General features: G+C 32.6%; 17 protein-coding genes. 16 read left to right on the top strand and 1 reads right to left on the bottom strand.

The genetic code is table 11. The features are described 5' to 3' along the window. Positions 1–7: 7 nt before the first annotated feature. The 9 genes from hisB to D1816_RS05310 all read left to right on the top strand — a co-directional run bounded on the left by hisB (position 8) and on the right by D1816_RS05310 (position 10,399). Positions 8–1,144 carry a bifunctional histidinol-phosphatase/imidazoleglycerol-phosphate dehydratase HisB gene (hisB, locus tag D1816_RS05350; RefSeq protein WP_066310948.1) on the top strand — a complete coding sequence of 379 codons (1,137 nt, stop codon included), beginning with the start codon at positions 8–10 and terminating at the stop codon, positions 1,142–1,144. Positions 1,145–1,236: 92 nt separating this feature from the next. Next, on the top strand, positions 1,237–1,818 hold the full coding sequence (hisH, locus tag D1816_RS05345; RefSeq protein ID WP_118501460.1) for an imidazole glycerol phosphate synthase subunit HisH: 582 nt from the start codon (positions 1,237–1,239) through the stop codon (positions 1,816–1,818). Then, complete coding sequence (gene hisA / locus D1816_RS05340; protein WP_066309519.1) at positions 1,815–2,543, top strand: 1-(5-phosphoribosyl)-5-[(5-phosphoribosylamino)methylideneamino]imidazole-4-carboxamide isomerase; 729 nt, start codon at positions 1,815–1,817, stop codon at positions 2,541–2,543. The genes hisH and hisA overlap by 4 nt, the downstream gene beginning before the upstream one ends. Before the next feature lie 2 nt (positions 2,544–2,545). After that, positions 2,546–3,064, top strand: a complete 519-nt coding sequence (locus D1816_RS05335; RefSeq protein WP_118501459.1) for a DinB family protein — start codon at positions 2,546–2,548, stop codon at positions 3,062–3,064. Beyond that, positions 3,064–3,819, top strand: coding sequence for an imidazole glycerol phosphate synthase subunit HisF (gene hisF / locus D1816_RS05330; RefSeq protein ID WP_118501458.1), 756 nt, complete (start codon positions 3,064–3,066; stop codon positions 3,817–3,819). The genes D1816_RS05335 and hisF overlap by 1 nt, the downstream gene beginning before the upstream one ends. Before the next feature lie 84 nt (positions 3,820–3,903). Further along, on the top strand, positions 3,904–4,500 hold the full coding sequence (gene hisIE, locus D1816_RS05325) for a bifunctional phosphoribosyl-AMP cyclohydrolase/phosphoribosyl-ATP diphosphatase HisIE (RefSeq protein WP_118501457.1): 597 nt from the start codon (positions 3,904–3,906) through the stop codon (positions 4,498–4,500). Positions 4,501–4,570: 70 nt separating this feature from the next. Continuing rightward, positions 4,571–7,378 (top strand): gliding motility-associated C-terminal domain-containing protein, encoded by a 2,808-nt coding sequence (locus D1816_RS05320; RefSeq protein ID WP_233565277.1) that lies wholly within the window; start codon positions 4,571–4,573, stop codon positions 7,376–7,378. Between the two features lie 3 nt (positions 7,379–7,381). After that, the gene (locus tag D1816_RS05315) at positions 7,382–8,299 is read left to right on the top strand and encodes a type IX secretion system membrane protein PorP/SprF (protein ID WP_118501455.1); all 918 of its coding nucleotides are present in this window, start codon (positions 7,382–7,384) and stop codon (positions 8,297–8,299) included. Then, positions 8,300–10,399, top strand: coding sequence for an OmpA family protein (locus D1816_RS05310; protein ID WP_118501454.1), 2,100 nt, complete (start codon positions 8,300–8,302; stop codon positions 10,397–10,399). It begins immediately after the preceding gene. 122 nt (positions 10,400–10,521) lie between these two features. Here D1816_RS05310 and D1816_RS05305 read toward each other — a convergent pair whose 3' ends face one another. Further along, complete coding sequence (locus D1816_RS05305) at positions 10,522–11,700, bottom strand: HYR domain-containing protein (RefSeq protein ID WP_233565276.1); 1,179 nt, start codon at positions 11,698–11,700, stop codon at positions 10,522–10,524. A gap of 440 nt (positions 11,701–12,140) precedes the next feature. On the opposite strand from D1816_RS05305, the gene rpsA reads away from it, so the two are divergent. From rpsA to pdxH, 7 genes are all read left to right on the top strand, one after another. Next, positions 12,141–13,964: a 30S ribosomal protein S1 gene (gene rpsA, locus D1816_RS05300; RefSeq protein ID WP_066309536.1), complete on the top strand. Its 1,824-nt coding sequence runs from the start codon at positions 12,141–12,143 to the stop codon at positions 13,962–13,964. A 199-nt stretch (positions 13,965–14,163) separates the two neighbouring features. Then, positions 14,164–14,703, top strand: coding sequence for a bifunctional pyr operon transcriptional regulator/uracil phosphoribosyltransferase PyrR (gene pyrR / locus D1816_RS05295; RefSeq protein ID WP_066309538.1), 540 nt, complete (start codon positions 14,164–14,166; stop codon positions 14,701–14,703). A gap of 37 nt (positions 14,704–14,740) precedes the next feature. Further along, the gene (locus tag D1816_RS05290) at positions 14,741–15,670 is read left to right on the top strand and encodes an aspartate carbamoyltransferase catalytic subunit (RefSeq protein WP_066309543.1); all 930 of its coding nucleotides are present in this window, start codon (positions 14,741–14,743) and stop codon (positions 15,668–15,670) included. Positions 15,671–15,674: 4 nt separating this feature from the next. Next, positions 15,675–16,007 carry a ribonuclease Z gene (locus D1816_RS05285; RefSeq protein ID WP_066309546.1) on the top strand — a complete coding sequence of 111 codons (333 nt, stop codon included), beginning with the start codon at positions 15,675–15,677 and terminating at the stop codon, positions 16,005–16,007. Positions 16,008–16,052: 45 nt separating this feature from the next. After that, positions 16,053–16,517 carry a thioredoxin family protein gene (locus tag D1816_RS05280; RefSeq protein ID WP_118501452.1) on the top strand — a complete coding sequence of 155 codons (465 nt, stop codon included), beginning with the start codon at positions 16,053–16,055 and terminating at the stop codon, positions 16,515–16,517. A 61-nt stretch (positions 16,518–16,578) separates the two neighbouring features. Then, positions 16,579–17,484 carry a ribonuclease Z gene (locus D1816_RS05275; protein WP_118506213.1) on the top strand — a complete coding sequence of 302 codons (906 nt, stop codon included), beginning with the start codon at positions 16,579–16,581 and terminating at the stop codon, positions 17,482–17,484. A gap of 46 nt (positions 17,485–17,530) precedes the next feature. Next, entirely contained in the window at positions 17,531–18,178 is a 648-nt protein-coding gene (pdxH, locus tag D1816_RS05270; RefSeq protein ID WP_118501451.1) for a pyridoxamine 5'-phosphate oxidase, read from the top strand. The last annotated feature ends 39 nt before the right edge of the window (positions 18,179–18,217 follow it).

Below are 18,217 nucleotides of genomic sequence, written 5' to 3'. Positions count from 1 at the left end.
ATTAAAAATGAAAAAGAAAGTATTATTCATTGATCGTGATGGAACTATGATCAAGGAAACCGTAGACGAGCAGATTGATGCATTTGAAAAAATGATATTCTATCCCAAAGCTTTTACTTATTTAGGTAAAATCGCCCAAGAATTAGATTATGAATTAGTAATGATTACAAATCAAGATGGTTTAGGAACCGATGTTTTTCCGGAAGATACATTTTGGCCTGTTCATAATTTTATAATGAAGTCTTTTGAAAACGAAGGTGTTGTTTTTGATAAAGTGTTTTTGGATAGAACATTCCCACATGAAAATGCAGATACAAGAAAACCAGGAACGGGTTTGCTTACAGCATACTTTTCTGAAGAATATGATTTAGAGAATTCTTTTGTGATAGGAGATCGATTAACCGATATGGAGTTGGCAAAAAATTTAGGTGCCAAAGGGATTTTTATAAACGATAATACAAACCTCGGAACAGGAGAAATTACAGTAAAACGAGATGAGTTAGATAAATATATCGCTTTAGAAAACAATGATTGGCAGAAAATTTACGAGTTTCTAAAATTAAAAGACCGAGTAGCCGAAATTTCTAGAAAAACAAATGAGACTGATATTTATATCAAACTTAATTTAGATGGTACAGGTAAAAGTAATATTAGTACAGGTCTTGATTTTTTTGATCATATGTTAGATCAAATTTCTAGACATGGGCAAATGGATTTAGAGATCAAAGTAAAAGGAGATCTAGAAGTAGATGAACACCATACTATTGAAGATACAGCTATCGCCCTTGGAGAGGTTTTTAGTACAGCGTTGGATAACAAATTAGGGATAGAGCGTTATGGTTTTTGTTTACCTATGGATGACTGCTTGGCCCAAGTAGCTATCGATTTTGGAGGACGAAATTGGTTAGTTTGGGAAGCGGAATTTACAAGAGAAATGATCGGTAAAATGCCAACAGAAATGTTTTTTCACTTCTTTAAGTCATTTACAGATGGAGCAAAAGCTAATCTTAATGTAAAGGCAGAAGGTACTAATGAGCATCATAAAATTGAAGCTATTTTTAAAGCCTTTGCTAAAGCGATTAAAGTGGCTGTAAAGCGGGATGCTGATAAAATGATTTTACCAAGTACGAAGGGAATGTTATAGTACATTAATTTAAGTTTTTGATAAACTTTAATTTTTGTTACTAAAATTGAGTAAAAAATAGTAGAGCGCTAAGACGCAATAAGTATAATAAAATGAAGATTGTAATTATAAATTACGGAGCAGGAAACATTCAGTCAATCAAGTTTGCAATTCAAAGATTGGGGTATGAGGCAATTTTAAGTAATGATCCTAAAGAAATAGAATCTGCAGATAAGGTTATATTTCCGGGAGTGGGAGAAGCAAGTAGCGCAATGAAAAAATTAAAAGATTCAGGATTGGATGCACTAGTTCCAAAATTAAAACAGCCAGTTTTGGGAATATGTTTGGGGATGCAATTAATGTGTAATCATACAGAAGAAGGTGATACTAGAGGCTTAGGAATCTTTGATGTTGATGTTTTACGATTTGATACTACGGTTAAGGTTCCACAAATAGGATGGAATCAGATAACATCACTCACCTCACCTTTGTTTAAAGGAATTAATGAAAAAGAATATATCTATTTGGTACATAGTTATTATGCTCCATTAACAAAAGATACTGTTGCCAAAACTGATTATGGGATAGCGTATAGTACTGCTTTTCATAAAGATAATTTTTATGGGACACAGTTTCACCCAGAAAAAAGTAGCGTAGTTGGTGAAAAAATATTAAAAAACTTTTTAGAGTTATGAGAATAATACCCGCAATTGATATTATAGACGGAAAATGTGTAAGACTCTCTAAAGGAGATTATAACACCAAAAAAATATATAATGAAAACCCGTTAGAAATAGCAAAAGAATTTGAAGCACATGGGATTACATATCTTCATTTAGTAGATCTTGATGGTGCTAAATCTAAGCATATAGTAAATCATAAAATTTTAGACCAAATAGCATCAAAAACTGCTCTAAAAATTGATTTTGGAGGAGGACTTAAGACAGATGATGATCTTAGAATTGCTTTTGAAAGTGGAGCATCTCAGATTACTGGCGGAAGTATAGCAGTTAAGGACCCTGATGTTTTTAAAGCATGGATACAAAAGTTTGGGCCAGATAAAATTATTTTAGGAGCAGACGCACATCATGAAAAGATTGCCGTAAGTGGTTGGCAAGAAGAAAGTGACAAAGAATTAATCCCATTTATTCAAGAATATCAGAAAGAAGGAGTGTCGTATGTGATTTGTACAGATATTAGTAAAGATGGAATGTTACAAGGCCCTTCATTTGATCTATATGCAAGGATACTAAAAGAAACCAAAGATTTAAAATTGATAGCCTCAGGAGGTATTTCTACCTTTGATGAATTACCTAAATTGGAAGATCTAGGGTGTGAAGGAACAATTATAGGCAAAGCTATTTACGAGAATAGAATTAGCCTAAAACAATTAGAAGATTATATTCTATCTAAGGCGTAATCATGAGCGAATTGGTAAACAAAGAATTTAAAGAACAAATTATATATCGTTTAAACGAAAGTACAAGAATGATATCACTTTGTTTTGATCAATTACCAGAAGAAGATATCTGGAAACGTCCAAATACTAATTCTAATAGTATAGGGCACCTAATAGTTCATTTATGCGGAAACATAACTCAATATGTTATTGCCTCTTTAGGAGGTTTAGAAGATAATAGAGAGCGGGATAAGGAATTCACCGAAGAGAAAACACATTCAAAGAAGCAACTTTTAGAAAAGTTAAAGTCTACTTTATATAGAGCAAAAGAAATTATTCAGAATATTTCAGAAGAAGAGCTATTAAGAAAAAGAGAAGTGCAAGGGTTTACATTTTCTGGTATAGGTATCTTAATACATGTCACAGAGCATTATTCATACCATACCGGGCAAATTGCATTTTGGATAAAGCAATTAAAGGACAAAAAAAGTTTAGGGTTTTACGATGGAATAGACCTAAGTATTAAAAATAAAAAAAGCTAATGCTAACAAAAAGAATAATACCGTGTTTAGATATCAAAAATGGTCGTACGGTAAAAGGAGTGAACTTTGTTGATTTACGAGATGCTGGTGACCCGGTAGAGCTAGCAGATATATATTCAAAAGCAGGAGCAGATGAGCTAGTGTTTCTAGATATTTCTGCAACCGAAGAAAGACGTAAAACATTGGCGAATCTTGTGCTTCGAGTGGCAGAAAAAGTTAATATCCCCTTTACCGTTGGAGGTGGGATTTCGTCTGTAGAAGATGTTGATATTTTATTACAAAATGGAGCGGATAAAGTGTCAGTAAATTCTTCGGCAGTTAAAAACCCTCAGTTAATTAATGATTTAGCTGCAAAATTTGGTAGTCAATGTATAACAGTTGCCATTGATGCTAAACAAATAGATGGCGAATGGATTGTACATTTAGTAGGAGGTAAGGTTCCAACACAACTCAATTTATTTGATTGGGCAAAAGAAGTAGAACAACGTGGGGCAGGAGAAATTCTTTTTACTTCTATGGATAACGATGGTACAAAAGATGGTTTTGCCAATAGAGCACTAGCTAGATTATCATCAGAACTCAATATTCCTATAATAGCTTCTGGTGGAGCAGGAAATAGTAAACATTTTGTAGATACCTTTGTACAAGGAAAAGCAGATGCAGCATTGGCAGCAAGTGTTTTTCATTTTAAAGAAATTGAAATTCAAGACTTAAAAAAAGAGTTACAAGATAAAAATATTCCAGTACGATTATAATACCCTTTAAACCGTAGAGTATTGTACATGTATGTTAAGTGAGGAATGATACAGTACTTAAGTAATATGATAAATAAAAAATAGATGAAAATAGATTTCAATAAAAATAATGATGGACTAGTGCCTGCAATTATTCAAGATGCATCAACAAAAAATGTGCTAATGCTAGGATATATGAATGAAGAGGCATATAATAAGACAATTACAACCAAAAAGGTGACTTTTTATAGCAGGTCAAAAAAAAGATTATGGACAAAAGGGGAAGAAAGTGGTAACATATTGAACCTTGTCGACATTAAGAATGACTGCGATGATGATACGCTATTGATTTTTGTAAATCCAGAAGGTCCAACTTGTCATACAGGAACAGATACATGTTGGAATGAAGATAATAATCAATCTTTTGGCTTTTTGTCTGAATTAGAGGATGTTATAGAAGATAGAAAAGAGAATCAAGAAGATTCGAAATCTTATGTAGCTTCTTTGTTTCGAAAAGGAATTAATAAAGTAGCACAAAAGGTAGGTGAAGAAGCAGTAGAGGTAGTAATTGAAGCAAAAGATGATAATGAAGAACTTTTTTTGAATGAAAGCGCAGATTTATTATTTCACTATTTAATATTATTACAAGCAAAAGGATATAAACTTAATGATATTGTTAATGTTTTAAAATCTAGAGCTTAAGTAGTTATTTTATTAGTGTATTGGAGAATGTAATTGAGTAATTTTTTTAGTATAACTAAACCATCATATATTGAAAACAAAGTGTAAACGACTAGGGATTTTGGGGAATTCTTTAGTCATTGTATGCATAGCATTTTTGCTGTCTTACAATCAAATATACTCGCAATGTAATCTAGGGTTGATTACCATAGAACAATGCGATATGGAAAATGTTGATTTTAATACCGATGGTGCACCAGACGGTATTATAAATTTATATACAGAAACAGGTACTACTACGTCAGACGGGATCTGGATGATAGATCCTAAATTTGATACAGCGTTTGATGCTACCACGGGTAATCTATCTATGTGGGATTTAAAAAATTCTACAGTAATGGGTACCGAAAATGATTATTTTTTCGAATTAAAAAATGCTACCTGTGGTGATGAACCATTTAGAACAGCAAGGTTAATTCTTGGACCATATTCTGGAGTAGCATTACCCTCATCAGGCCCACCATTAGATGTAAATGGACAGGGATGTGATGGAGATATCTTTGGTTTTGATCTGTTTACTGTGTTTGCTTTAAATAGTGAGATACCTTCACCACATCTTAATGGTGTATGGAGCTATAATGGTACAAGTCCTAATTTTGTTGGAGTTGTGGGGTCTAGATTATTTGTAGAGATACCAAACGATCCTGTAGATTTAGTGGATCAAGAAGTTTTTGAACTTACATATACAGTTTCAGGTACTTTAGGTTGTTCTGGAACAGAACAAACAACAGTTAGAATAGCAATGGTAAGGCAAGTAGAATCTGGTATTTCGGAACCTACGGAAATATGCGAGGATGATATTTTGGCTGGAGTTTATGATGTAGAGATTGATTTGAGAGATGATCAATACTTAAGAGAAGAAGATGAAGAGGGGATATGGCTTACTGATTTAGATCCAACAGGAGAAATAGAGAATGAAATAGACTCAAGAATCAACCTTAGAACGATATATAATGATTTGATTGATAGTGGTAATAACTTAAGGTTTGGTTGTGAAACGTATGATTTTGTATATTCTGTAGAAGATCGATCTGCAGTTTGTATGGATCAAACCACTACTGTAAGCTTTACAATTTATGAACAGCTTAGACCGTTTAGTCAACCAAATCCTACACCAAGAGTATGCAGAAATGCTGCAGGGACATTAAACTTATTTGATCAGTTAGACTTTACAACAACTGGTACTACTAATTTTGTTTATGATGATAGTTTTTATGTAAACTGGCGTTTAGTATCAGGACCTTCGAATTTGGGACTTATACCACAACCGGATAGGTTAGAAGATTTTAACCCTAGTATTGATTATTATTTGGGAACTATAAACCTATCATTTGCTCCTGCAGGGATTTATACTTTTGAATACGGTGTCACACCAGATATAAATTGCCCTTCGCCAAATCAGATTTGCGATCCATATGCACCACCAGGAGATCCAACATTTTCTCAAAATCCGTGTGATGTCCTTACAGCTAGAGTTACTATAGAAATTTTGCCTTTCGATTATACAGGAGAAGATACATCTGACATCAATTTATGTTCATCACTGGGATCGGTAGACCTTAGAAGCTTATTAGAAACAAATGGAATAGATCCTATCGTTGATACAGGAGTTTGGACCAATTCTGTAGGTGATGTGATTGATAATAATTTTGTTTTTCCAACGATAACGACTTCTCAAGACTTTAGCTTTACGTATACAACAACTACAAGCGAAGGATGTATAGAGAGTTCTAAATTAGATTTTACAATTGACAAATTACCAGATGCAGGAGAGGGTAGCGATGCAGCAGTATGCTCTGATGAGTTAACGATTACTCTTTTTGATCTGCTTGAAGGAGAACCTGATACAACAGGTATTTGGACAGGACCTTTTGGGTATATTTCAACCGATCATTTAGGTGTTTTTGATGCTAGTGATGATATGTTACCTATTTTAGGACCTGGAATATATACATATACAGTTCCTGCAAATACAGGGTGTCCGGATGCAGATGAAGCCACAGTAAATATTACTTTAGTTACACCCGAAGAAATAGGTACGGATCGAAGCGAAACTTTTTGTAAACTAGATGGCCGTGTTAATTTGTTTTCGCTTCTGGATAGAGATACAACGCGTACGGGAACGTTTGAAGATACAGATAATACTGAAGCTCTTAGTGCTGATGGTGTTTTAGAGTTTGAAACCTTAACTAACGGGATTTATAATTTTAGATATGTAGTTACTAATACATTACCTTGTGACCAATCATCACTAATTGTTTCTGTTCAAATTGTGGATTTACCAATTCCAGTAGTTCCAGATCCAGAGTTTTGTATTCTAGATGCTAAACGATTAGACGACGTAGAGGTAGATGTACTTAACTTTAATTGGTATGATACATTAGAAAGTGAAATTCCTATTGTAGACAATCCTATATTGTTGGACAATCAAGTATATTATATTGCTAATGTTGATGCAGATAATTGTGAGTCAGAACGTCTTAGAGTCACTATTACTATTTTAAATACAGGAGAGCGATCATCTACAGGAGAGTTATGCACCCTTGATTTTCAAGATGGGGTATCACCAAATGGCGATAACCAAAACGATACCTTTGATTTAAGAATTGATGAAGTGTATAATCTACCCGAAGCATTTCCTGATTTTGATTTAAAGATATTCAATAGATACGGTAGCCTAGTTTATGAAGGTCGACGAGATACACAAGAGTTTAGAGGAGAGAGTAATACTTCCGTACGATTAGGAGATGACCTTCCGTCAGGAACATACTTCTATATTTTTACACCAAATTTTGAAAATAACTTACCAATACAAGGTAGTATATACCTAAGCAGATAACCGATGAAAATAAAATTAATTTTTATAATAACAATAGTTTTCTGCTCGGCAATTTATGGACAGCAGGAACCTCAGTATTCTCAATACATGTATAATATGAGTACTGTTAATCCAGCATATGCATCAGGACAAAGAGGATTGATTTCTACCGGACTTTTGTATCGCAGACAATGGACAGGGATAGAAGGAGGACCACAAACCGCAAATGTTTTTGGAAATATACCATTAAGCGAAAAAATCGAATTAAGTGTAAATTATGTAAATGATAGGATAGGAGATGCAATTCCTGTAAATAATGATTATGTAAATATGGATTTTGCATATATTACAAGAATATCCGATCGTATAAAATTATCTTATGGATTAAAAGCTGGTATCAATAGTTTTAAAATTGATCCTTCAAGATCTGACGTAGCAGATGATCCTGCTTTTTCTGATAATTCGGCGACAACTCAGTTAAATATAGGAGCAGGATTGTATTTGTTCACGAGCAATTTTTATGCAGGGGTATCCTCACCAAATTTATTACCTAGCGATGTCGATATAGATGGTATAGGAGTTGCAGAGACCAAAACCCACATTTATGGAGTCGCGGGATATGTATTTGATTTTGTAAGTGAAGTAAAATTAAAACCTTCATTCGTTGTAAAACAAGTGATAGACTCTCCCTTGACTTTTGATCTTTCTCTTAACTCATTGATTTATGATAAATTTGAGTTAGGCGTTTCTTATCGCTATACAGATGCTTTTATCGCACTAGCAGGGTTTAATATTACGCAAAATCTAAAAATAGGATATTCTTATGACTTTAGTGTTAGTGATTTAAGTGGGTATAATAATGGAAGTCATGAAGTTGTATTGTTATACAACTTCGACCTTTTAAAATTTGGTAATAAACATACTTCTCCAAGATTTTTCTAGATGAATAAGATACAGATAATATTAACAGTAATACTTTTACTTACACAAATTACCTTTGCTCAGAACAAAAGCAGAGCAGATCGCTTTTTTGAACAAGGAGATTATATAAATGCCGCTCTACAGTATGAAGAAGAGTTAAATAAAGAAGGATATACCAAGCATATTTTAGAAAACATAACGTCTTCATATTATAACACTTTTCAGTTTAGAGAAGCATATCGATATCTTAAGTATTTGACTTCGGGTAAATTTTATGAGCGTGATAAATCATATGATAATCAATATAATTTTATGATGTATCAAGTGCTATCGGCTTTGGGGCAATACGAAAAGTCCTTAAATTTTTTAGAAAAATACAAATCGTTCAATTCTGAAGAAGAATTTGATAGCACGACTGCTATCACTACAATAGAAGACTTTAAATTGAAAGATGATGATTATACAATAAAACCAGTTAGCTTTAATTCTAAAGCTTCAGAGTTTGGTGCGATAAGAAAAGATAGTCTAGTTTATTTTACGACAGACAGATATCCACATAGTTTATTAGATAAAAAATATAAATGGACACATAGACCTTTTTTAGATATTTATAAAGTTGTAGTGGATAAAGACAATAATCCAATATCTGAAATTGAAGAAATTTCAAAAGAAATAAACTCTAAGCTTCATGAAGGTAATTTTTGTTTTACAAATGATGGTAAAACCATTTATCTTTCAAAAAGTAATTCTGAAAAAGGAAAAAAGAAATTTGATAGTATTAATACAAATGCGATATACTTATATAAATCGATAAATGTTGATGGAGAATGGGGTGAACCAGAAAAATTACCCTTTAACGATGTACATTTTTCTATAGAACATCCATCTTTAAATGCAGACGGTACTAAGCTTTATTTTTCATCAAATATGCCGGGAGGCTATGGTGATTTTGACTTGTACTATGTAGATGTCGATCTTGATGGAACATATAGTAAACCAATTAATCTTGGAGAAGAAATAAATACAGAAAATAGAGAACAGTTTCCCTATGTAAGTAATGAAGGTAATTTGTTCTTTTCTTCAAATGGTCATTTAGGACTGGGTATGATGGATATTTTTGTATCAGAATTAAAAGAAGGAAGATTAACTAGACCTTTAAACTTAGGAGCACCTATAAATTCTAGTTTTGATGATTTTTCATTGACCTACTATAATGAAACTGATGGATTTTTTGCATCTAACCGTAAAGATGTAGGAGATGATATCTATACTTTTTCACAAATTGGAGAAATCTTTCCAAGAGAATATAAAGTTAGGTTTGAAGTAAGAGATTATGGATCTGATCAATACATAAAAGATTCAGACGTTGTGCTTTATGACGATTACAACAAAATTGTTTATGAAAGTCAATTAGACAGTATTGCAGGTTTTGATATTAGAGTTTTTCCTGGGAGATATAACTTTAAAGCATCAGCAACAAGGTATAGAACAAAAACTAAACCTATTAGTATAAAAGAAAAAGATGAGGCTACGTATGTGATTTATCTAGATAGAAAGAAAATAAAACAAGACGAAAGTACTGTCACAAATGAAAATAATACAACAGTAAAAGATAGTACATCTTTTAAAGAAAAAATAAATGTAACAGATATTCGAACAGAAACGAATAGTACTAGAAATAAAGAAGAAATTTCAAAAACCAGACTGAGAGAAATGCTTCTTGCTGATAAAGATGGACCGCCTGTAATCGAGAAAAATGGAAAATTATATTTTAAAATGCCTCCCATACATTTTGATTATGATAAATGGAATATCAGATCAGATTCTAAAAAAGTCTTAGATAAACTGGCGAGTAAGCTAGAGAAGTATAAGACGGTTTATATTAAAATTATTTCACATACAGATAGTAGGGGTACTGATTCTTATAATCAAGTTTTGTCAGAAAAAAGGGCAGAGTCAACTCGAAACTATTTAGCTCTAGAAGGATATGTTAATGCTCGTAGAATGCAATTTATTGGATTTGGAGAATCTCAACCTATTATAGACTGTGACGATAAAATCTGCACCGAAGAAGAACATCAAACTAACAGAAGAAGTGAGTTTGAGATTATTCAATATTAAATTATTGATAAAAGTATTGAAGGTTTGCTAAAAAAATAATTTTGCCTTTTTGTATTTTAAATACAATATTATGAGTACAAAAAGGCAAAACCTTTATATTGATTACTATTTCGGCGCTCTTTCTATTTTAGCTCCCAAGTTCTTACCCAATCATAAGAAGTTGTTCTTTGTTCTTCAGTTCCTGTCATACCTCCATCAGCAGGAACAGAATTCCAATCATAGGTCTCGACCACCATTCTTAAATACATTGGTAAATCAAAATTTGCTTTGGGAGTAGCGGTATATACTTTTTCGCCATCCAGATAAAATTCTATTTCGGTAGGACTTTTCCACCAAGCACCATAGATATGATAATCAGCCCAGGCTTTTCCACCTAATTCTGTATTGCCTCCAACAGATCCAGTTGGCGTATCTGTACAATCTGCTTGTCTGCTGTGTGTATTGGAGTGTATAGTTTCATCAAACTTAAGAGCCCAATCGGCAGTTGCTGTTACTTGGCCTACACATTCCTGAATATCTAACTCTGTAACTCTTCTATCACAACCAGTACCTTCATTTTTATGATTAATTAACCAAAAGGTAGAAGACATAAAAGTTTTGTTAGCTTTCATTTTACATTCGAAATAATATCCAACTTGTGCGGCTACTTTTGAACCAATATAAGAGCCTGCATGTGTAAATGTATTGCCATTTACTACCTCTGGAGTATCTAATTTATAAGCGGTTAGTTTAAGGTTATTATCGGTTTCTGTTACCGTGTTTTGTTTAAAAATTCCTGGAGCTCTACCAATCCACCTTTTTGGGTCTGTGTTTAACCATTTAGTTTCATCAAAAGTACCATCATTAAACTCATCAGATAAGTTTTCTACCTTACTCCACGACTTACCAGAAGGAGCTGGGTCTTCCCCTGTAAAATATGGAGCATTATTAGATGGGGGTTGGTTTCTTGTTATGATAACTTCAAAACTACAAGATGTAGTATTACCAGCAACATCTTTTACCTCATAGGTATTTGTGGTAGTCCCAACAGGGAACATTGCTCCAGAAGCTAACCCCGCTGTTTGTGTAGTTATTGCTCCTGGTTTGTTATCTGTACCTACAGGGGCGGTATAGGTTACTTCTTTACCATTTGAAGAGGCATCTACAGTTTCATTAATATTTGAAATACATTCTATAGTAGGATTTATGGTATCTACAGCTTCTTCTGTTTCTGGGTTATTGTCATTACTACAACTAGTTGCTGATGTGTTTAGAGTGATCAGTAATAAAAGCAGTAATTTTATTGAAGGTTTCTTTTTCATCTGGGTGTTTTGTGTAAAATTACAAAGCATAAGGTTTGTTTTTAAGAACATATGTTTTTTAACGGATGACATATGTTCTTTATTGCGCTATTTAAGTAGATACAATATCATAAATACATTGGCTAATTGCTTATAATTTCCTTGTTTGCTAATAATTTAAATAGATCAATTTATCTTGGTTTATGGTTTTCAATACAAACGTTGTAAATTTTGAAAAGAAAGAGCACAAGGTTTATGTCAATTTTAATAATTTAAATACGCTTGTAGGGCATATGAAAATATCTTGTCAATCTTTGTTTTCTAGTGAATTAAATCGTAATTTTGCACTCCTTTTTAACGAGTAAGAGAATTTGAAAAGGATTAAAAATAATTTAATTTAACGCTTCTGTATCATTTCGTTTTGATTCTCAATAAGATACAGGATACAAATTTTATCTTCAATGTCTGAAGAAACAAAAAACACTGAGGTTAAAGAAGTGGAAGCTACAAAAGCAGCTCCTGCCGTATCTCCTCAACAAGAAAATCCAGAGCAATTCTTAAAAGATTTTAACTGGCACAATTACGAAGAAGGAATTGATCCTATCGAAGATTCTAAATTAGAAGAATTCGAAAAGTTAGTTGCAGAAAACTTTGTAGATACTCTAAATGATGAAGTAGTAATGGGAACAGTAATTAATATTACTGATCGTGATGCTATCATCGACATCAACGCAAAGAGTGAAGGTGTTATTTCATTAAACGAATTTCGTTACAACCCTGATCTAAAAGTAAGTGATAAGGTAGAAGTATTGATTGATGTGCGTGAAGATGCTACAGGTCAATTAATCTTATCTCACCGTAAAGCTCGTGTAATCAAAGCATGGGATAGAGTAAATGGTGCGCATGATACAGGTGAAATCGTAAATGGTTTCGTAAAATGTAGAACAAAAGGAGGTATGATCGTAGATGTATTTGGTATAGAAGCTTTCTTGCCAGGTTCTCAAATCGATGTTAAACCTATCCGTGATTATGATGCATATGTAGGAAAAACAATGGAATTTAAAGTTGTAAAAATCAACCACGAATTCAAAAACGTTGTAGTTTCTCACAAAGCGCTTATCGAAGCAGATATCGAAGAGCAGAAAAAAGAAATTATTGGTCAATTAGAAAAAGGTCAAGTATTAGAAGGTACTGTTAAGAATGTTACTTCTTATGGTGTATTCGTTGATCTTGGAGGAGTTGATGGACTTGTTCATATTACAGATCTTTCTTGGTCAAGAATTAATCATCCAAATGAGATTGTTGAGCTTGATCAGAAATTGAATGTTGTAATCTTAGACTTTGATGAAGCTAAGACACGTATTCAATTAGGTCTTAAACAATTAAAACCTCACCCATGGGAAGCGCTTAATAACGAGCTTAAAGTAGGTGACAAAGTTAAAGGTAAAGTAGTTGTAATCGCAGATTACGGTGCATTTATTGAAGTAGAAGAAGGTGTTGAAGGATTGATTCACGTTTCTGAAATGTCTTGGTCTACGCATTTACGTTCTGCACAGGATTTCGTAAAAGTTGGTGATGAGGTAGAAGCAGTAATCCTTACTTTAGATAGAGAAGAGCGTAAAATGTCTCTAGGTATTAAGCAATTAACTCCAGATCCTTGGACAGATATTACAACTAAATATCCTGTAGGTTCTAAACACAGTGGTATCGTACGTAACTTTACAAACTTTGGTGTATTCGTAGAATTAGAAGAAGGTATTGATGGATTAATTTATATCTCTGACCTTTCTTGGACTAAGAAAATTAAACACCCGTCTGACTTTACTAATGTTGGTGATACCTTAGATGTTGTTGTTCTTGAGCTTGATGTAGAAGGACGTAAACTTAGTCTTGGTCATAAGCAAACAGAAGATAACCCTTGGGATAAGTATGAAGCTGAATTCGGTTTAGGTACTAAACATACAGCAACAATTGCTGAGATCGTTGATAAAGGTGCTACTATCGAATTTAACGAAGATATCGTTGCTTTTGTACCTTCTCGTCATCTTGAAAAAGAGGATGGAAGCAAACTTAAGAAAGGTGATGAAGCAGAATTCCAAATCATTGAATTTAGTAAAGAATTCAAAAGAGTGGTTGCTTCTCATACAGCTATGTTCAAAGAAGAAGAAGCTAAGATTGTAAAACAAGCTGCGAAGAAAGCTGCAACTAGTTCTGCAGAGAAAACAACGCTTGGTGATATTGATGCATTAGCAGATCTTAAAGCTAAAATGGAAAAAGGAGAGTAGATTTTAATTTCCTTTTTGATAATAAGTAAAGGCCGCTCTATATGAGCGGTCTTTTTTTTGCTGTATAAATTTCTAGTAATGAGAGATAACATTCGAATTAGTTTAAAATGTATATAATTATTTCCAGTAATTTCAGATCATAAATGGTATAATTACAAATTTTCATTACTTTTGTACACCAAATGTCTATTTGGAGATTATGAGTCAAAAATTACTACTTAGTGCAAAAGAAATAGATATTATTCTGCACCGTTTGGCTTGTCAATTAATAGAAAGTCATACCCATTTTAAGGATACAGTACTTATAGGTATCCAACCAAGAGGGATTTTTTTAGCGAATAGAATTAAAGAGATCTTAGTAGATGATTATCAAATTAAAGATGTGAAATTAGGATATCTTGATATTACATTTTATAGAGATGATTTTAGACGTGGAGAAAAAATTTTAGAAGCTAATAAAACACATATTGATTTTATTGTAGAAGATAAGCGTATTGTCTTTATCGATGATGTTTTGTATACAGGAAGAAGTATTAGAGCCGCTTTAACTGCGATGCAATCTTTTGGGAGACCGCAAGAGATAGAGCTGTTAACATTAATAGATAGAAGATTTAGTAGGCATTTGCCAATACAACCAAATTATAGAGGTCGACAGGTTGATGCAATAAATCAAGAAAAAGTAAAAGTACATTGGGACGAGAATGAAGGTGAAGATGCTGTGTATTTGATTAATAAATAAACCTGTACGGCAGTACATTGTAAACTTAAGTATAAAAATGAGCGAATTAAGTGTAAACCACTTACTAGGAATTAAGTATCTAAAAGAACAGGATATTAATCTTATTTTTGAAACAGCAGATCATTTCAAAGAAGTAATTAATAGGCCTATCAAAAAAGTTCCATCGCTTAGAGATATAACTATTGCTAACCTTTTTTTTGAAAATAGTACGAGAACAAGATTGTCTTTTGAATTAGCAGAGAAAAGACTTTCAGCAGATGTGATTAATTTTTCTGCTGCATCTTCTTCCGTTAAAAAAGGAGAAACCCTTATAGATACTGTTAACAACATTCTTTCTATGAAGGTGGATATGGTAGTAATGAGACATCCGAACCCAGGAGCAGGTGTTTTTTTGTCAAAGCATGTAAACGCAAGTATAGTTAATGCTGGTGATGGAGCACATGAACATCCCACACAAGCTTTGTTAGATTCATATTCGATACGCGAACGATTAGGAGAGGTAAAAGGAAAAAAAGTTGTAATTGTTGGAGATATCTTACACTCTAGGGTTGCACTTTCGAATATTTTTGCTCTTAAACTACAAGGAGCAGAAGTAAAAGTCTGTGGACCAAAGACTTTAATTCCAAAATATATAGAAAAACTAGGAGTTCAAGTAGAAACAAATCTGAAAAAAGCATTAAATTGGTGTGATATTGCTAATATGTTGCGAGTACAAAATGAAAGAATGGAAATTAGTTATTTTCCTTCTACTCGAGAATATACCCAACAATTTGGTGTAAATAAAGAAATATTAAATAGTTTAGATAAAGAGATTGTAATAATGCACCCAGGACCAATCAATCGTGGAGTTGAAATCACGAGTGATGTTGCTGATTCTGACCAGGCCATTATTTTGGATCAGGTACAAAATGGGGTAGCAGTGCGTATGGCCGTAATATATCTTTTAGCTTCAAAAATTAAACAATAAATCTATGATTTTTAACAAAGAAGGCGCTACAACTATCATTACACAAGAAAAAACTACTATTGTTGAATTTGTTAAAGGTGTTGAAGATAGATATGACACCCTAAAAAATGATAATATTATTATCAACTTGTTCTCATTGGATCATATATCAGTAGATGATATCAATGAATTTTTGAGAATTTCTAATCAACATAAAACATCTAAACACTCTTTTGTTATCGTCACAAATAAGATAACATATGATGATGTTCCTGGTGATATTACAATAGTACCCACATTACAAGAGGCTTATGATTTAGTTGAAATGGAAGAAATAGAAAGAGATCTCGGTTTTTAACTGTTTTTTTTGTAATTTTTAATAATACTTTACGTCATAAGTACTATGAATAGACTAGCCCCATTATTATTCATATTTCTTTCTTTGTTTTTTACTTACAATAGTGCAGCGCAAGATTGGAAATATGACTTAGAAGAAGCCAAGGATTTGGCTAAGGAAAAAGACCAAAAAATTGTTTTGTTTTTTACAGGGTCCGACTGGTGTCCTCCTTGTATTAAGTTAGAACGAAATGTTCTTTCTAGTAAAGAATTTGAAGAATTTGCCAAACAAAAATATGTATGGCTAAAAGCCGATTTTCCTCGACGTAGAAAGAATAAATCTTCTATTTCAAGTGATCAGAAAAGAAAAAATGCAGCGCTAGCAAAACAATACAATAAGCGTAAACTTTTTCCTGCAATTCTAATTTTAAATAAAGAAGGTATGGTTTTAGGAGCTACCGGGTATAGAAATGATTTAGATGTGCACGGGTATATTTCTTTATTAACATCCTTTGATTCTTTTGGAGAATAGATTGATTTATATAATGGATTAAACTATATTGATCACAAATATATTTAAGAGTAAAAATAATTTGAAACTTACAATTTTAGGTTGCTATTCTGCAACGCCACGAACATTTACGAATCCTAGTGCTCAAGTTTTAGAAATCAATAACCATATTTTTCTAATTGATTGTGGAGAAGGTACACAAGTAGAGTTAAGACGAAATAAAATTAAATTTGCAAGAATAAAACATGTTTTTATTTCGCATTTGCATGGAGACCATTTTTTTGGTCTAGTAGGATTAGTTTCTACATTTAGAATGTTAAATAGAGATACACCGCTTCATATTTATGGTCCAAAAGGAATCAAAGAAGCTATAACACTACAACTTAAATTATCTAATTCTTGGACAGATTATCCCTTGCATTTTCATGAATTAACGAGTACAGAATCCGAAGTGGTTTTTGAAGATGAAAAAGTTATTGTTAAGACAATACCATTACAGCATAGAATATATTGTAATGGCTTTTTATTTCAGGAAAAATTAGGTGATCGAAAATTGTTAATGAGTCAAGTTGGTAAATACCAAATCGATAAAGCTTATTACAAGTCTATAAAAAAGGGGAAAGATGTCATTTTAGATGATGGGACAGTGCTGCCTAATAAGGATTTAACAGGCGATCCAAACCCAATACAAAGTTATGCATATTGCAGTGATACAAGATATAATGAAGAAAAAATTGAAATCATAAAGGATACCACAGTTTTATATCATGAATCCACTTTTTTAGAAAGCCACAAACATTTATGTGAAGTAACAGGCCATAGTTCTGCAATAGAAGCAGCGACGATAGCAAAAAAAGCTTCAGTTGGAAAATTAATTTTAGGGCATTATTCTACGCGATATGGTAATATTGAATTGTTTAAAGAAGAAGCCAAAACAGTTTTCGAAAATACCGAAGTGGCAGATGATGGTAAAGTTTTCGAATTTTAATGAATACTTTCCAACAAATAAGTAAATTGCGTTTTATTTTGTTAATATGAATAGGGATCTTACAAATTACCGAAAGTCATATGAAAAGGATTTTTTAGAAGAATCTATTCTTCCAGACTCACCTTTGACACTTTTTAATAATTGGTTTGAAGCTGCTGATAAATCAGAAGGAGTTGATGAAGCAAATGCTATGACACTAACAACTATTGCCGAAGATGGTTTTCCTAAAGCTAGAATTGTATTACTTAAACATTTTGATAAAAATGGTTTTGTTTTTTATACAAATTATAATTCTGAAAAAGGAAAGGCAATGGCTTATAATAACCATGTGTGTATATCCTTTTTTTGGCCTAATTTAGAAAGACAAGTAATCATTAAAGGTGTAGTAAGCAAAACTTCGGAAGAGGCGAGTACTACGTATTTTCATTCAAGACCTAGAGGTAGTCAATTAGGAGCTTGGACTTCTGATCAGAGTAAAGTTATTGAGTCTAGAGAGGTTTTAGAAGAAAAATTAAAAGAACTTGATCAAAAATACACAGATAAAGTAATCCCCAAGCCATCTTTTTGGGGCGGGTATTGTATTAAGCCAATATCATTCGAATTTTGGCAGGGGAGACCAAATAGATTACATGATCGTATTCTTTATTCGGTAAAAAATGCTAATATCTGGGAATCCTTTAGATTATCACCTTGATAAAAAAAGTAAGATTATACTTAAATTTTTATTTTTAAG

This window comes from Aquimarina sp. AD10, from assembly GCF_003443715.1.
Lineage (GTDB): Bacteria > Bacteroidota > Bacteroidia > Flavobacteriales > Flavobacteriaceae > Aquimarina > Aquimarina aggregata.
Note: the sequence above shows the minus strand (reverse complement) of the source record. Positions and strands in the feature narration are given on the sequence as shown.

Bases quoted from the DNA above. Each gene is read 5' to 3' on its own strand.
- hisB (WP_066310948.1), top strand. From the start codon at position 8: ATGAAAAAGAAAGTATTATTCATTGATCGTGATGGAACTATGATCAAG.
- pyrR (WP_066309538.1), top strand. From the start codon at position 14,164: ATGAGTCAAAAATTACTACTTAGTGCAAAAGAAATAGATATTATTCTG.
- D1816_RS05280 (WP_118501452.1), top strand. From the start codon at position 16,053: ATGAATAGACTAGCCCCATTATTATTCATATTTCTTTCTTTGTTTTTT.
- D1816_RS05335 (WP_118501459.1), top strand. From the start codon at position 2,546: ATGAGCGAATTGGTAAACAAAGAATTTAAAGAACAAATTATATATCGT.
- D1816_RS05290 (WP_066309543.1), top strand. From the start codon at position 14,741: ATGAGCGAATTAAGTGTAAACCACTTACTAGGAATTAAGTATCTAAAA.
- hisIE (WP_118501457.1), top strand. From the start codon at position 3,904: ATGAAAATAGATTTCAATAAAAATAATGATGGACTAGTGCCTGCAATT.
- pdxH (WP_118501451.1), top strand. From the start codon at position 17,531: ATGAATAGGGATCTTACAAATTACCGAAAGTCATATGAAAAGGATTTT.
- D1816_RS05315 (WP_118501455.1), top strand. From the start codon at position 7,382: ATGAAAATAAAATTAATTTTTATAATAACAATAGTTTTCTGCTCGGCA.
- hisF (WP_118501458.1), top strand. From the start codon at position 3,064: ATGCTAACAAAAAGAATAATACCGTGTTTAGATATCAAAAATGGTCGT.
- D1816_RS05285 (WP_066309546.1), top strand. From the start codon at position 15,675: ATGATTTTTAACAAAGAAGGCGCTACAACTATCATTACACAAGAAAAA.
- D1816_RS05305 (WP_233565276.1), bottom strand. From the start codon at position 11,700: ATGAAAAAGAAACCTTCAATAAAATTACTGCTTTTATTACTGATCACT.
- D1816_RS05310 (WP_118501454.1), top strand. From the start codon at position 8,300: ATGAATAAGATACAGATAATATTAACAGTAATACTTTTACTTACACAA.
- hisA (WP_066309519.1), top strand. From the start codon at position 1,815: ATGAGAATAATACCCGCAATTGATATTATAGACGGAAAATGTGTAAGA.
- rpsA (WP_066309536.1), top strand. From the start codon at position 12,141: ATGTCTGAAGAAACAAAAAACACTGAGGTTAAAGAAGTGGAAGCTACA.
- hisH (WP_118501460.1), top strand. From the start codon at position 1,237: ATGAAGATTGTAATTATAAATTACGGAGCAGGAAACATTCAGTCAATC.